Origin of the sequence: Maribellus mangrovi, from assembly GCF_037646455.1 — a bacterium.
GTDB classification, from domain to species: domain Bacteria; phylum Bacteroidota; class Bacteroidia; order Bacteroidales; family Prolixibacteraceae; genus Draconibacterium; species Draconibacterium mangrovi_A.
Map to the genome: position 1 here is coordinate 32,252 of NZ_JBBIXN010000004.1, position 13,908 is coordinate 46,159.

Annotated in this window: 13 protein-coding genes; 6 read left to right on the forward strand and 7 right to left on the reverse strand. The window is 41.4% G+C overall.

All coding sequences use genetic code 11. The features are described 5' to 3' along the window. Positions 1-55: 55 nt before the first annotated feature. Genes rsmD through WFY05_RS15560 form a run of 3 tightly spaced genes read right to left on the reverse strand, consistent with a single transcriptional unit; the run spans position 56 to position 2,041 of the window. Complete coding sequence (rsmD, locus tag WFY05_RS15550) at positions 56-592, reverse strand: 16S rRNA (guanine(966)-N(2))-methyltransferase RsmD (protein ID WP_340113823.1); 537 nt, start codon at positions 590-592, stop codon at positions 56-58. Positions 593-599: 7 nt separating this feature from the next. Next, positions 600-1,403, reverse strand: coding sequence for a DUF3822 family protein (locus tag WFY05_RS15555; protein ID WP_340113824.1), 804 nt, complete (start codon positions 1,401-1,403; stop codon positions 600-602). Positions 1,404-1,408: 5 nt separating this feature from the next. Beyond that, positions 1,409-2,041, reverse strand: a complete 633-nt coding sequence (locus tag WFY05_RS15560; RefSeq protein ID WP_340113825.1) for a hypothetical protein — start codon at positions 2,039-2,041, stop codon at positions 1,409-1,411. A 93-nt stretch (positions 2,042-2,134) separates the two neighbouring features. Between WFY05_RS15560 and WFY05_RS15565 the strand changes: the two genes are divergently transcribed. Beyond that, entirely contained in the window at positions 2,135-3,568 is a 1,434-nt protein-coding gene (locus WFY05_RS15565) for an ATP-dependent DNA helicase (RefSeq protein ID WP_340113826.1), read from the forward strand. On the opposite strand, the gene WFY05_RS15570 is transcribed toward WFY05_RS15565, so the two are convergent. The 3 genes from WFY05_RS15570 to rpsA are packed head-to-tail and all read right to left on the reverse strand — an operon-like array spanning position 3,569 to position 6,990. Beyond that, positions 3,569-4,480, reverse strand: a complete 912-nt coding sequence (locus WFY05_RS15570; protein WP_340113827.1) for a ribonuclease Z — start codon at positions 4,478-4,480, stop codon at positions 3,569-3,571. An 8-nt stretch (positions 4,481-4,488) separates the two neighbouring features. Beyond that, positions 4,489-4,842 carry an STAS domain-containing protein gene (locus WFY05_RS15575; RefSeq protein WP_340113828.1) on the reverse strand — a complete coding sequence of 118 codons (354 nt, stop codon included), beginning with the start codon at positions 4,840-4,842 and terminating at the stop codon, positions 4,489-4,491. Between the two features lie 39 nt (positions 4,843-4,881). Beyond that, on the reverse strand, positions 4,882-6,990 hold the full coding sequence (rpsA, locus tag WFY05_RS15580) for a 30S ribosomal protein S1 (RefSeq protein ID WP_340113829.1): 2,109 nt from the start codon (positions 6,988-6,990) through the stop codon (positions 4,882-4,884). A 283-nt stretch (positions 6,991-7,273) separates the two neighbouring features. Here rpsA and rfbA point away from each other — a divergent pair, with 283 nt between their 5' ends. The 5 genes from rfbA to WFY05_RS15605 all read left to right on the forward strand — a co-directional run bounded on the left by rfbA (position 7,274) and on the right by WFY05_RS15605 (position 12,176). Beyond that, on the forward strand, positions 7,274-8,155 hold the full coding sequence (rfbA, locus tag WFY05_RS15585; protein ID WP_340113830.1) for a glucose-1-phosphate thymidylyltransferase RfbA: 882 nt from the start codon (positions 7,274-7,276) through the stop codon (positions 8,153-8,155). Between the two features lie 4 nt (positions 8,156-8,159). Continuing rightward, entirely contained in the window at positions 8,160-8,714 is a 555-nt protein-coding gene (gene rfbC / locus WFY05_RS15590; protein ID WP_340113831.1) for a dTDP-4-dehydrorhamnose 3,5-epimerase, read from the forward strand. A 1-nt stretch (position 8,715) separates the two neighbouring features. Then, positions 8,716-9,588 (forward strand): dTDP-4-dehydrorhamnose reductase, encoded by an 873-nt coding sequence (gene rfbD, locus WFY05_RS15595; RefSeq protein WP_340113832.1) that lies wholly within the window; start codon positions 8,716-8,718, stop codon positions 9,586-9,588. Positions 9,589-9,590: 2 nt separating this feature from the next. Then, positions 9,591-11,333 carry a phospho-sugar mutase gene (locus tag WFY05_RS15600; protein WP_340113833.1) on the forward strand — a complete coding sequence of 581 codons (1,743 nt, stop codon included), beginning with the start codon at positions 9,591-9,593 and terminating at the stop codon, positions 11,331-11,333. Positions 11,334-11,423: 90 nt separating this feature from the next. Next, positions 11,424-12,176, forward strand: a complete 753-nt coding sequence (locus WFY05_RS15605; protein ID WP_340113834.1) for a 3-keto-disaccharide hydrolase — start codon at positions 11,424-11,426, stop codon at positions 12,174-12,176. Positions 12,177-12,254: 78 nt separating this feature from the next. Here WFY05_RS15605 and hutH read toward each other — a convergent pair whose 3' ends face one another. Next, on the reverse strand, positions 12,255-13,763 hold the full coding sequence (gene hutH, locus WFY05_RS15610; protein WP_340113835.1) for a histidine ammonia-lyase: 1,509 nt from the start codon (positions 13,761-13,763) through the stop codon (positions 12,255-12,257). Positions 13,764-13,908 lie beyond the last annotated feature (145 nt).

Consider the following 13,908-nt stretch of genomic DNA (forward strand, 5'->3'; position numbering starts at 1 on the left):
GAAGCTTCCACCTTTTGTTGGAAGCTTTTTTGTTTGCGGATGTAAAGAGAATAATCTATTCCTTCTCGAAAAAACTGAAGTTAACTTTGCCGTATTTCCTTAGTTCTTTAAAATATTGATGTTTCGAGAGATCATATTCTTTTGGATGTTCGAGTATAAAAACGCCTTCTGTTTCCAGTAAATCGGTTTCAAGAACGGCATCGGGCACTGCTTCGAAATTTGGTAAATCGAAAGGCGGATCGGCAAAAATGATATTGAATGTTTCGGGCGATTTCTTCAGAAACTTGAACACATCGGCTTTAAAAACTTTAGCATTCTCAATCTTTAGTTTATCGATAACCTCAAGGATAAATTTATAGTGAGAAAAGTTGTTCTCGACCATGGTTACATGCTGGCTGCCTCTGCTGATAAACTCGTAAGCCATGCTTCCGGTTCCCGAAAACAGATCGAGCACTCTTTTTGTGGAAAATTCGTAGCGATTTTCGAGAATGTTGAAGAGGCCTTCTTTGGCAATATCAGTAGTGGGCCGGGCTTTAAATTTTTTTCCCGGATGATATATTCTACCTTTATATTTTCCGCCGATTATTCGCATCTTTCGATCAGTATAAACAAATAAATTCACTTAGTTCTCTATCTTCCACGTTTGCCATCGACTTCTCTGAAGGCAGCCAACCCAACTCAGCAAAATGTTGCTGCAAATGTTCGTTTAATCCCTTTAGATATGCCGATCTTCCCACCAATAATACGGCACAGCTTTTTGCATCGGTTTTTAATTGTTTGGCCACCGATAAGGCATAATAAACCGCATCGTTGGTGTGATTGACGTTGAATTTATTGGCAATAACCAGTTGCCCTTTCTGTTTTAAGGTAAGATACATGTTAGTATTATCGAAGAACAAAACGAGGCTGGTTTCTGCAGGATGCCGAAAGTGTGCTCTGATTATTGGCGTAATTGGATGAGCTATACGAACGTGTCCCAATTGTTCCTGAATGGTGCTGTTAAGACCCGTGGGAAGCGAGAAAAACAATTTAGAATGAATTTCTTCGATCCAGTTTTCGGCAAACTCTTCTTCATTACCCGTAAAAAGTAACTTTTTTAAATCGTGCTTTACAGGTTCGCTTTCAAACTGTTGTGGCAAGAGCGTAAACTGCGGTCCAATGTATATGAGCTTTTTTTGCCGATAAGACCACCGTAAAGCTTCTTCGTCATTTATCCATTCGGTGAATCTTCGTAAAATCAGTTGTGGGCTACTGATCTTCAGGTCAATGTGTTTAAAGAATAATATTCTTTGGTTGTTGGTATCCTGAATACAAAAAGAAAATCCATTCAGGCTAACCTGAATGGATAATATATTTTCATGAGAATTTTCGTTATTAAACGAATCGTCTACAAAATCATACATGTGGATTATTCCCAGTTACCTGCGTTGTTATTAGCCTCAGTTAATGAACCGACTTTCAATCCGGGGTATCTTTCATTGGTTCTGCGCTGGGCATTCAGGTTGATGACAAGTTGTCGATCGAGACCCCTTAAAATAACGTTGTTGTGAGCTTTTGCTTCAAAAACAGGAACTTGAATGCCAGAACCTGTAGTAATAACGGTTTCCGCCATATGAAATTCTGTTTTTTCACCCGGTACAGGTACATAGCGTAAACTATTTGCATCGAAATCTTTACCAAAGAGCGACTCAAGAACCGAAACTTTAATGGTATCACGAATGATCAGTCCCATTTCAATCGCTTTCTTCTCGGAGATTTTTGCTTCGATCATACTGTCAGTCAATTCACCAATCGCTTTAACGTTACGTACAGAATCGTGGATAACAAAACTAACCAGTGTATCAAAAGTTCCGGCAAAACGTCCGTACACATCTTTGTATGCTAGTTGGGCCGAACGAATCTCTTTTAGTTTTTCAACAGTCGCTTCATATCGTGCATCTTTGGCCTTATCGAATTCAATCGGGCGCTGAATGCTCTTGTAAATGAAAAATACGAGCACAACTGCTGCAACGACTAGTAAGATCTGAATTACGGTTCTCATTGTAAATTTTTTATAGGTTCATTTTTCGTTTGCCTGCAAATTTATAAAAAAAAATAAATTAGCTTCCTTTACACTCTCGTTATTTTAGACCGTATGATTAAAAATCACCTGATAAGATTATTGACTGAGAAACTGGCTTTTTCGCCAACGGATAGCCAACAAGTTTTAATCGACTTAATAGCCGGCTACATTAGTTCCGATGAACCGGATCAGATTATGTTGATAAAAGGTTACGCAGGAACCGGTAAAACGACAATGATTTACAGCTTGACACAGGTGCTCGATCTTTTAAAAATACGCTCGATTCTGATGGCTCCTACCGGTAGAGCAGCAAAAGTTATGGCCGATTATTCGGTTAAGCCCGCGTTTACCATTCATAAAAGCATTTACCGGCAACAATCTTCGAGCGATGGAATGGGGCGGTTTGTTCTGAACAAAAACTTATATAAGAATACTTATTTTATTGTCGATGAAGCTTCAATGATTTCAAATGAATCATACGAAGGTTCGGTTTTTGGAAGCGGCCGTGTGCTCGACGATTTACTGGAATATGTATATTCGGGCGAAAACTGCCGGTTAATTCTGGTGGGAGATACGGCGCAACTTCCTCCGGTTGGTCTCGACATCAGTCCTGCACTTGAAGCTTTTACGCTTGAAAACTATGGCTTTAGCGTAGTGGAGACCGAACTGACCGATGTGGTGCGTCAGGTTGAAGGATCGGGAATCCTTACCAATGCTACGGAAATACGAAACCGTATAGGCGCAGGAGAAGGAGAATCAGGATTTTTTCCCATTGATTTAGATCCGTTTGAAGACATTATCCGAATATCGGGAGCCGATCTGATAGAAACTATTTCATCGTGTTACGATAAATATGGTTTGTTTGAGACCACGGTGGTTACCCGTTCAAATAAACGGGCCAATATTTTTAACAAAGGAATTCGGGGCTCTATTTTATACAAGGAGAATGAGATTGAACGAGGTGACTTGTTGATGGTGGTAAAGAACAATTATTTCTGGGCGGAAGCCGATACTGAGATCGATTTTATTGCCAATGGCGATATCGCGGAAATAATTACTATTAACGGTTACGAAGAATTGTACGGTTTTCGTTTTGCGAATGTAAGTCTTCGCTTTCTCGATTATGAAAATGTGGAGCTCGATTGTAAAATATTTTTGGAAACCCTGAGCCTGGAAAGTGCTTCTTTTAGTCGCGATCAGAACCGACAGCTTTTCGACGCTGTTTCAGAAGATTACCTCGAGGTAAGGAACAAGCGCGAACGCTGGAAAAAGATCAAAGAAAATCCGTATTTCAATGCTCTGCAGGTAAAATATGCGTACGCTCTTACCTGTCATAAAGCACAGGGCGGACAGTGGAAAGCGGTTTTTGTCGATCACGGTTACCTCGTGGAAGATATGCTCGATACAGAATATTATCGGTGGTTGTACACCGCTTTTACACGACCAACCGAAAAACTATATCTGGTGAATTTCGATAAAGGTTTTTTTGATGGAGATGAGTTGTGATTAAATAATGTATTTGTTCCCTTCAACTACAGCTTCGGTATTTTCAAATACTTCACGGGCTTCTTCTTCAAACAGTTTTGTGTTTTTAAATCGTGCCGAGAAATGACCGATCAGCAATTTGCCGGCGTTGGATAATTTGGCCATTTCGGCAGCCTGTTTGGTAGTAGAATGCAATGTTTTTTCGGCCAGGTCTCGTAGTTTTTCCATAAAGGTGGCTTCATGGTAAAGCAAATCAACATCTCTGATAATCTCTGCTAAAGGTGGATGAAATGCCGTGTCGGTGCAGAATGCGTACGATTTTGGCTTTGGTGGTTGAATGGTCAAGTGTTCATTCGGAATAGTCTGTCCGTCGGCTGTAACAAAATCAGCGCCTTTTTTTATTTGTTTGATATCGGCAACGGGGATGTCATAAACTTTTATCAGTTCTTTTCGGATGTTGGCCTGTTTGGGTTTTTCGCGAAATAAAAAGCCGCAAGTGGGCATGCTGTGTTTTACCGGAAATGAAATCACCTCCACTTTTTTGGTTTCGAGAATGGTTTGTGGCTTCTTTAAATTGAGCGGATGAAAGATCGGATTCACAGTCATTTCACCCCGGATGAAATTGAGTTGTGGCTGGATGAGATTTTTTAACTCGGAGTGGGAATAAATATGAAGATCGCTTTTTATACCCATCAGGTTCATGGTCGATATCAAACCGATCAAGCCATAATAATGGTCGCCGTGCAGGTGGGAAATAAAAATGTGCTGTATTTTGCTGAAATTGATCTTGTTGCGGCGAAGCTGAATTTGAGTTCCTTCACCACAGTCGATTAAAAAACAACGCCCAGGTACTTCAAGTACCTGGGCGGTTGGATATCTGTTTGAAGTTGGTAATGCTGAGTTGCTTCCCAATATGGTCAATTCAAAAGACATATCTGTGCTTACAGATTTTCTTTCTTTTCCAGTAATTCCTTTGCTTCTTCAACGGTATCGGTTATCAACAGAACCGTATGAAGCATCGAAATTTTAATCAGGTTTTCCACATCGGGCTGTAGTCCGCAAAGGATAAAAGTTCCGATTGCGTCCTCGCAAAGACGATTAGCGACCAACACTGCTCTCAATCCTGAAGAGTCACAATACGTAACTTCGCTGAGATCGAGAACGATGTTTTTTTCGCCATCGCTGTTTACAATAAGCAATTCTGACTTAAGGTCGGGTGCGTTGTTTGTATCTAATCTATCGGCGTTTACTTTTACTAAAGTATGCTTGCCGTTTTTTCGAATTTCGAATGCCATGCTTCAATTTACGAAAATCAGTTCAAATACACCAACTGCTTATTTGTCTTTTTTCTCGGTTTTTTCCATCTCCTTTTTCAAAGCAGCCAATTCGCTGATATCTCCAAGGGTGGTTTTCTCGATGTTTTCGCTGACAGATTTCATGGCGCGTTTTGAAGTACTCTTTTGAGTCTTACGCTGTTCGCCGGCTGCAGCACGTTTAACATCTTCGTAAATCCTGGAGTGCGAAACGATAATTCGTTTAGCTGATTTGTTAAATTCGATAACTTTGAAATCGAGTTTCTCGTCTTGTTTTACAGAAGATCCGTCTTCTTTTACCAGGTGACGTGGAGTTGCAAAACCTTCAACACCGTATGGTAGTGCAATTACAGCACCTTTGTCCATCAACTCAACCACAGTTCCTTCGTGGATTGAATCGGTAGTGAAAATAGTTTCGAATACATCCCATGGATTTTCTTCCAGTTGTTTGTGACCTAGGCTCAAACGACGGTTTTCTTTATCAATGTCAAGAACTACTACTTCGATATCTTCACCAATTGCAGTAAATTCTGATGGGTGTTTGATCTTTTTCGTCCAACTCAGATCTGAAATGTGGATCAGGCCGTCAACACCTTCAGTAATTTCTACAAATACACCGAAGTTGGTGAAGTTGCGAACTTTAGCAGTGTGTTTTGAACCAACACCGTATTCAGTATCGATTTTCGACCATGGATCTTCTTTAAGTTGTTTGATACCCAGTGACATTTTGCGTTCTTCGCGGTCAAGTGTAAGAATTGAAGCTTCTACTTCGTCGCCAACGCTTAAGAAATCTTGTGCACTGCGCAGGTGCTGGCTCCAGCTCATTTCTGAAACGTGGATCAGACCTTCAACTCCCGGAGCGATTTCAACAAACGCGCCGTAGTCGGCCATAACAACTACTTTTCCTTTTACTTTATCGCCAACTTTCAGTTTCTCATCCAGGTTATCCCATGGGTGAGGAGTCAGCTGTTTCAAGCCAAGTGCAATACGTTTTTTGTCGTCATCGAAATCAAGGATCACCACGTTCAGTTTCTGATCCAGTTCAACGATTTCACTTGGGTGAGAAATGCGTCCCCATGAAAGGTCGGTAATGTGAATTAAACCGTCAACACCACCAAGGTCCATAAACACACCGTACGATGTAACGTTTTTAACGGTTCCTTCAAGTACCTGTCCTTTTTCAAGTTTGCTGATAATTTCTTTCTTCTGTTGCTCCAGTTCAGCCTCAATAAGTGCTTTATGTGAAACAACAACGTTACGGTATTCGTGATTGATTTTAACCACTTTGAATTCCATGGTTTTACCCACGTAAATATCGTAATCGCGAATAGGTTTAACATCAATTTGCGAACCTGGCAAGAATGCTTCGATGCCAAATACGTCAACGATCATACCACCTTTGGTACGACACTTAATGTATCCCTTGATGATTTCGTCGTTTTCAAGCGATTCGTTAACACGCTCCCAAGAACGGGTTGCACGCGCTTTTTTGTGCGACAGGATCATCTGACCTTTTTTATCTTCGAGACTTTCGATGTAAACATCTACTGTGTCGCCTACTTTCAGATCAGGATTATAACGGAATTCGTTTAAACTAACGATACCGTCAGACTTATAACCTATGTCAACAACAACTTCGCGTTTATTCAGCGAAATTACTTTGCCTTCCAGCACTTCTTTTTCTGAAACGGTGTTCAAGGTGTTGTTGTACAAACTTTCCAGGTCGCCTCTCTCTTTTGCTGAGTAGGTATCTTTACCTGTTTCAAGGCTATCCCAGTCAAATTCTTCGGTTTCCGCTTTTGTTGCGGGTTTTTCTTCTTTTTTAGCTTTGGGAGCTTCTTTTGTTTCTTCAGCTTTTACCTCTGCTGTTTCTTCGGCTTTCGCTTCTTCAACTTCTTCAGCTTCTTCAGTTTTCGCCTCTGTTGCTTCTTCAGCTTTTACTTCTGCTGTTTCTTCAGCTTTAGCTTCTGTTTCTGTTTCTGCTTCGGCAGCCTCGGCTACCGGCTCTTCTTTTGCTACTTCTTCAGCAGCCGGTTTTTCTTCTTTCACTGCTTTTGCAGCTTTTTTTTCTTCCTGAACCGGAGTTTCTTTTACTTCCTTTTCAAGATTTTCGTTTTTCTTTTCAGTCATGTAATTCTTAATAAATTAATGAGTTAGACAATATATTGTATTTAAATCGCGCGCAAAAATATAACTTAATTCAGTTTTAGCAAAGTATTTTACCTATTTTATTGATTCTGAGCCAAAATGTTACCTAAATCGGTCGTTAAATCCAAATCCTGTTTTTAGGAATGTAGATTAATGCTCTGTCGGATCAATCAAAAATAGTACATTTGTCAGACCTGAAAGGTATTGAGTTGAACAGATAACTTTTGCCAAATCAAGCATATAATAAAATAACAAATAAATTAGAATGAAAGGTATAATTCTAGCAGGAGGTTCAGGCACGCGTCTTTATCCGATTACCCGATCGATTTCGAAACAAATTATTCCGGTTTACGACAAACCGATGATCTATTATCCGCTCTCGGTTTTAATGCTGGCCGGCATACGCGAGATTCTGATCATTTCTACGCCGACCGACATTAGCTTGTACGAAAATTTGCTGGGAGACGGATCACAGCTTGGATTAAAACTTTCGTACGTCGTTCAGCCTTCGCCCGATGGTTTGGCACAGGCATTTATTTTGGGTGATGAATTTATTGGCGACGACAGTGTTTGCATGATTCTCGGCGATAATATTTTTTATGGCTATAATTTCAGGGGAATATTGGAAGATGCAGCCAAACTGGAAGATGGCGCAACTGTTTTCGGTTATTATGTGAACGATCCGCACCGCTACGGAGTGGTTGAATTTGATGAGAGTGGAAAAGTGATCAGCATTGAAGAAAAACCGGAGCACCCAAAATCGAATTATGCCGTTACCGGTTTGTATTTTTATTCAAACGATGTGGTGCAGAAAGCTAAAGGATTAAAGCCATCGAAACGAGGCGAGTTGGAAATTACCGATTTAAACCGTTTGTACCTGGAAGAAGACAGGCTGAACGTAAAACTTTTGGGGCGTGGTTTTGCCTGGCTCGATACAGGAACCCATGAAAGTTTGTTGCAGGCTTCGAATTTTATTTCAACCATCGAGCAACGTCAGGGCTTAAAAGTTTCCTGTATTGAAGAAATCGCCTTTAAAAAGGGATTTATTTCAAAGGAACAGTTGATCGAACTGGCACAACCTTTAAGTAAAAATCAATACGGTCAGTATCTTCTGAACCTGGCCGATAGACAAATATTTTCTTTTTAATTACATGAAAATTATTGAAACAGGCCTCCCGGGATTACTGGTGATTGAACCGCGGGTTTTTGAAGATGACAGGGGCTATTTTTTTGAGTCGTATCACTTGGGAAGGTATGCTGAAAAAGGCATGAAGCAACCTTTTATTCAGGATAATGAATCGAAATCGGTAAAAGGTGTTGTGCGAGGGCTGCATTACCAACTGGGAGATTTGGCCCAGGCAAAATTGGTGCGTGTTGTTCAGGGAAGCGTTTACGATGTGGCTGTAGATCTAAGAAAAGGATCGCCAACTTTTGGAAAGTGGTATGGAGTGGAAATAAACGAAAATAATAAGAAACAGTTATTTATTCCGCGTGGCTTTGCACATGGGTTTTCGGTGTTGAGCGAAACAGCTATTTTTACCTATAAGTGCGATAACGTATACGATAAAAGTGCAGAACGTTCGATCAATCCTTTTGATGTGAAACTCGCAATTGACTGGAAGGTTGGAAAAAAACGTGCAATAGTTTCTGAAAAGGACTTAGTTGCACCATTGTTCGACGAAGCAGAAATGAATTTCAAGTTTTAAAATGCAAATACTAATTACCGGTGCATACGGACAGTTGGGAAGCGAGATCAACGAACTTAAAGAAATGTTTGGGGATTGGAGCTTTTTATTTACTGATGTTGATTCGCTGGACATTACAAGCGACGATGCTGTCCAGGAATATTTTGACTCGCACAAAATCGACTTCGTGGTAAATTGTGCTGCATACACTGCCGTGGACAAAGCAGAAACGGAGCAGAAAACAGCAGATTTAGTAAATGCAGTGGCTCCAAAAATATTAGCGAAGCAATGCAAGCTGATCGGGGCAAAACTGATCCATGTTTCAACCGATTATGTTTTTGCCGGCGATGCATGTACTCCGTATACTGAGTCGGATAAAACCAATCCGCAGGGAGTTTATGGTACTACCAAATTAGATGGCGAGCGATTTATATTAAGCGAAAATCCGGATTCGATAATTATCAGAACTGCTTGGTTGTATTCTTCGTTTGGGAATAACTTTGTTAAAACTATGCTTCGTTTGGGAAAAGAGAAGGATGAACTTGGAGTGGTGTTCGACCAGGTGGGATCGCCAACCTATGCAGCCGATTTGGCAGAAGCAATTTTGCAAGTTGTTAATAGAACCACGGTCGATCAAAACAATTTTATTCCCGGCATTTATCATTATTCAAATGAAGGAGCGATAAGCTGGTTCGACTTTGCAAAAGCCATCTTCGAACTTTCGGGAATTAAAATAAAGGTTAATCCGGTGTTGAGCGACCAGTTTCCGACACCGGCCAAGCGCCCGCATTACAGCGTTTTGAATAAATCGAAAATTAGAGATAAATTTGAATTAAAGATTCCGTATTGGAAGGACAGTTTACAGGTTTGTTTAAATAGAATTGAAAAAGCATAAAAATGGATAATCAAGAATTACAGGAAGTAAGAGCGAAAGCACAGGAGTGGCTTTCGGATACATACGATGCAGAAACGCGGGAGAAGGTTCAGGCTTTGCTCGATGCCGACGATCCGACCGAACTAATTGATTCTTTTTACAGAAGTTTAGAATTTGGTACCGGTGGCCTGCGCGGAATCATGGGAGTAGGAACCAATCGCATGAATATATATACCGTTGGCGCGGCTACTCAGGGGCTCAGTAATTACTTAAAGAAGAATTTTGCTGATCTCGATGAAATTAAAGTAGCAATTGGTCACGATTGCAGGAATAACAGTCGGTTATTCTCGGAAACCAGTGCAAAAATTTTTGCTGCCAACGGAATAAAAGCTTACCTGTTCGACGATCTTCGTCCTACTCCTGAGCTGTCTTATGCTATTCGCGAACTCGGCTGCCAGAGCGGTATTATTCTTACTGCATCGCACAATCCGAAAGAATATAACGGTTATAAAGCATATTGGGACGATGGTTCGCAGATTGTTGGCCCCCACGATGTAAACATTGTGAATGAAGTGGCCAAGATCAAACCCGAAGACATTAAATTCGACGGACCCGATGAACTGATCGAGATCATGGGAGAGGAGATGGACAATAAATTTCTTGCTGAAGTTAAGAAAGTGTCTATTTCGCCTGATATAGTAGAACGCCACAAAGACATAAAAATCATTTATACGCCGATCCACGGTACCGGTGTTAAACTGATTCCGGCTGCATTGCGTGAATTTGGTTTCACTAACATCATCAACATTCCGGAACAGGATGTGGTGAGTGGAGATTTCCCAACAGTAATTTCGCCTAACCCGGAAGAACCAGCTGCCATGGAAATGGCTACTAAAAAAGCTGCAGAAATTGATGCCGATGTTGTGATGGCATCCGATCCGGATTCTGACCGGATTGGGGTGGCGGTTAAAAATGATAAAGGCGAATACGTTATTATCAATGGTAACCAAACCGCCCTGCTTTTCTTCTATTATATTATTGTGAAAATGAAGGAAGCCGGGAAATTGAAAGGCAACGAGTTTGTAGTAAAAACAATCGTTTCAACTGAGATGATCGCAGAGGTTGCCCGCCGCAACAACATCGAGTATTACGATGTTTACACAGGTTTTAAATTCATTGCCGAAGTCATTCGTGATAACGAAAGCAAAAAAAAATACATTGGAGGAGGCGAGGAAAGCTTTGGTTTTATGCCATCTGATTTTGTCCGCGATAAAGACGCCGTTTCTTCATGTGCATTAATGGCTGAAATTACTGCATGGGCCATCGATCAGGGAAAAACCCTCTACGAATTGCTGCAGGATATTTACCTGGAATACGGATTCTCGCGTGAAAAAATGAAATATGTGGTACGTAAAGGAAAATCAGGCGCTGAAGAAATCCAGCAGATCATGACCAAATTTAGGAACGATCCGCCGAAAGAACTCGGAGGTTCACCAATGGAATGGGTAAAAGATTATTCTACTTTGGTGGCGAAAAACCTGATTACAGGTGAAGAGAAAAAAGTTGATCAGAAAATAACATCAAATGTGCTTCAGTTTTTCACAAAAGACGGAACAAAAATTTCAGTGCGCCCATCGGGTACCGAACCAAAGATCAAGTTTTATTTTGAAGTTGCGGGTGAAGTAAAATCACGCAGCGATTTTGATACTGTCGAGCAAAAGGCCGACGAAAAGATCGACGCGATCATGGATGAACTTGGATTGTAATTGCGATATAAACCGAAATGTAATTTTTTATTTTCATAGGTGGCCGGATTTTTCCGGTCACCCCTTTTTAGAACCAAAAACAACTAAATCATGAAAAATCTGTTTTTAGCCTTTACTTTATTTTTTATTGCCGGTTTTGCAACTGCACAGGAAGAATCTATGGAAATGAAACCTGAAATGACCGAGATCTGGGATCCGGAAGTTTCGGTTGTTACCCCGGGTGAAACTCCTTCCGATGCGCCGTCGGATGCCATTGTTCTATTCGATGGTACTGATCTGGGACGCGAGTGGACCAATGCTGATGGAAACGAACCAGGCTGGATTGTAGAAGACGGATGTGCAACGGTTAAGGCCGGAGCCGGAATTATTAAAACCAAACGAGTTTTTGAAGATTTTCAGCTGCATATTGAATGGCGAACTCCCTCTGAAGTAAAAGGTGAAAGTCAGGGTAGAGGAAATAGTGGTGTCTTTTTGCAGGGACTTTACGAAGTGCAGGTTTTAGATAATTACAACAACCGCACATATCGAAACGGCCAGGCCGGAAGTTTATACAAACAGTATGCACCGCTCGTTAATGCTTGTAAAGCTCCGGGTGTTTGGCAGGTCTACGACATTATTTACACGGCACCTCGTTTTAATGTCGACGGTACCTTTTTTACGCCGCCAACAGTTACCGTTCTTCATAACGGTGTCTTGGTACAAAATAATGTGAAACTCCGTGGCCCCACAGAATACATTGGAATTCCGGAATATATGATAAAACCGCACGGTGCAAAAAGTCTGGAGTTGCAAGATCATGGAAACCCGGTGAGTTACCGAAACATCTGGATCAGGGAATTGTAATCGATCTAAAATATATATATTTCACCGGATGACTTCGACATGCTTCAGTAAGTCATCCGGTGATTTTTTTTGGACTTCTTAACGCGCCAAACGTTTGGTTTTAGTATGATTCAGGAAATCAACCGTTTTGTTAATCCCTTCATACATCAGCGTATCTTCTTCCACAAAACTTACGGTTTTACGGTAGTCTCTTAGAAAGTTTTCAAGGAATGGCGATGTTTTAACCGGTCTTCTGAAATCCATGGCCTGTGCTGCGTTGTACAATTCAATAGCCAGAATTTTCTCGGTATTTAGTGCCACTTTTAAGGCTTTTGTTGCCGCATTTCCACCCATACTTACGTGGTCTTCCTGTTCGTTCGACGACGGGATTGAATCCACTGATGCCGGTGTACACAACTGCTTGTTTTGACTGACAATTGACGCTGCCGCATATTGCGGGATCATGAATCCTGAATTCAATCCCGGATTGGCTACCAAGAATTCGGGCAGTCCGCGTTCTCCGGCAATCAAACGATATGTTCTTCTTTCCGAAATACTTCCCAGTTCGCTAAGAGCCATGGCCAGAAAATCGAGCGAAAGTGCCAACGGTTCGCCATGAAAATTACCTCCTGAAATGATCAGGTCTTCATCAGGGAAAACAGTGGGATTATCAGTCACCGAATTGATTTCGGTTTCAATAACTTTTGAAACGTATTTTGCTGCATCTTTTACGGCGCCGTGTACTTGCGGAACGCAACGAAAAGAATAAGGATCCTGGATGTGTTCCTTGTGTTTTGCTTGCATTTCACTCCCGGTCAGTACATGCCTGAAATTTTTGGCGGTTTCCGTTTGTCCCTTGTGTGGTCGGATGCGTTGAATATTTTCTGAAAAAGGTTCGATCAAGCCATCAAAAGCATCGAGCGAGAGTGCACCGATTATATCTCCCTGATCAATGATGCGGAAGGTTTTCAACAGCGTGTACACTGCATGAGCGCTCATAAACTGCGTACCGTTCAGCAGGGCCAGTCCTTCTTTGGCGCCCAATTTGACAGGTTCCCAACCGAATTTCTCTACTACTTTTTCGGTTTGAACTTTTTGTCCCTGAAAATTTACTTCTCCCAAGCCTAACAAGGGCAGGAACAACATGGCCAGTGGTGCCAGGTCGCCGCTTGCACCGAGCGATCCCTGTTCGCGTACGATCGGTAGTACGTTATTGTTGAACAGATCTAATATACGCTGAACGGTGATTAGTTGAACAGCCGAATTTCCTTTGGAAAGAGCATGGGCTTTTAGTAAAAGCATCAGTTTTACCACATCAGCCGGAACTTCAGGGCCAACATTACAGGCGTGCGAAACGACCAGGTTTTCCTGAAGTTTACTCAGGTCTTCTTTCGAGATTTCGATGTCGCAAAGTGCGCCAAAACCGGTGTTTATGCCATATAACGGTTTCTCCGATTTTTCAAGTTTGTGATCGAGGTATTTTTTACTTCGCTGAATCAATTCAACGGAAATATCGGAAAGAACCAGTTTTACATCGTTTTCCAATAGGTCCTGAATGATGGGATAGGTGAGGTTGTTGGGAGTGATTTCGAAAATGCGTTTTGCCATGATTTAAAGGCTAAATGATGAATGTGAAATTAAAAATTACTCAAATAAAAAACGGTGCATCCGGGAAGATACAGAAAATCCGGATGCAAGGAAGAATAAAGCTCAGGGGAAGCGAACATCGCCGCCTAATACTTTTACAGCCCGA

Coding starts and splice junctions, on each gene's coding strand:
- WFY05_RS15570 (WP_340113827.1), bottom strand. CDS start 4,480: ATGTCTTTTGAATTGACCATATTGGGAAGCAACTCAGCATTACCAACT.
- WFY05_RS15560 (WP_340113825.1), bottom strand. CDS start 2,041: ATGAGAACCGTAATTCAGATCTTACTAGTCGTTGCAGCAGTTGTGCTC.
- WFY05_RS15565 (WP_340113826.1), top strand. CDS start 2,135: ATGATTAAAAATCACCTGATAAGATTATTGACTGAGAAACTGGCTTTT.
- WFY05_RS15600 (WP_340113833.1), top strand. CDS start 9,591: ATGGATAATCAAGAATTACAGGAAGTAAGAGCGAAAGCACAGGAGTGG.
- WFY05_RS15575 (WP_340113828.1), bottom strand. CDS start 4,842: ATGGCATTCGAAATTCGAAAAAACGGCAAGCATACTTTAGTAAAAGTA.
- rfbC (WP_340113831.1), top strand. CDS start 8,160: ATGAAAATTATTGAAACAGGCCTCCCGGGATTACTGGTGATTGAACCG.
- rpsA (WP_340113829.1), bottom strand. CDS start 6,990: ATGACTGAAAAGAAAAACGAAAATCTTGAAAAGGAAGTAAAAGAAACT.
- rfbA (WP_340113830.1), top strand. CDS start 7,274: ATGAAAGGTATAATTCTAGCAGGAGGTTCAGGCACGCGTCTTTATCCG.
- rsmD (WP_340113823.1), bottom strand. CDS start 592: ATGCGAATAATCGGCGGAAAATATAAAGGTAGAATATATCATCCGGGA.
- hutH (WP_340113835.1), bottom strand. CDS start 13,763: ATGGCAAAACGCATTTTCGAAATCACTCCCAACAACCTCACCTATCCC.
- WFY05_RS15605 (WP_340113834.1), top strand. CDS start 11,424: ATGAAAAATCTGTTTTTAGCCTTTACTTTATTTTTTATTGCCGGTTTT.
- rfbD (WP_340113832.1), top strand. CDS start 8,716: ATGCAAATACTAATTACCGGTGCATACGGACAGTTGGGAAGCGAGATC.
- WFY05_RS15555 (WP_340113824.1), bottom strand. CDS start 1,403: ATGTATGATTTTGTAGACGATTCGTTTAATAACGAAAATTCTCATGAA.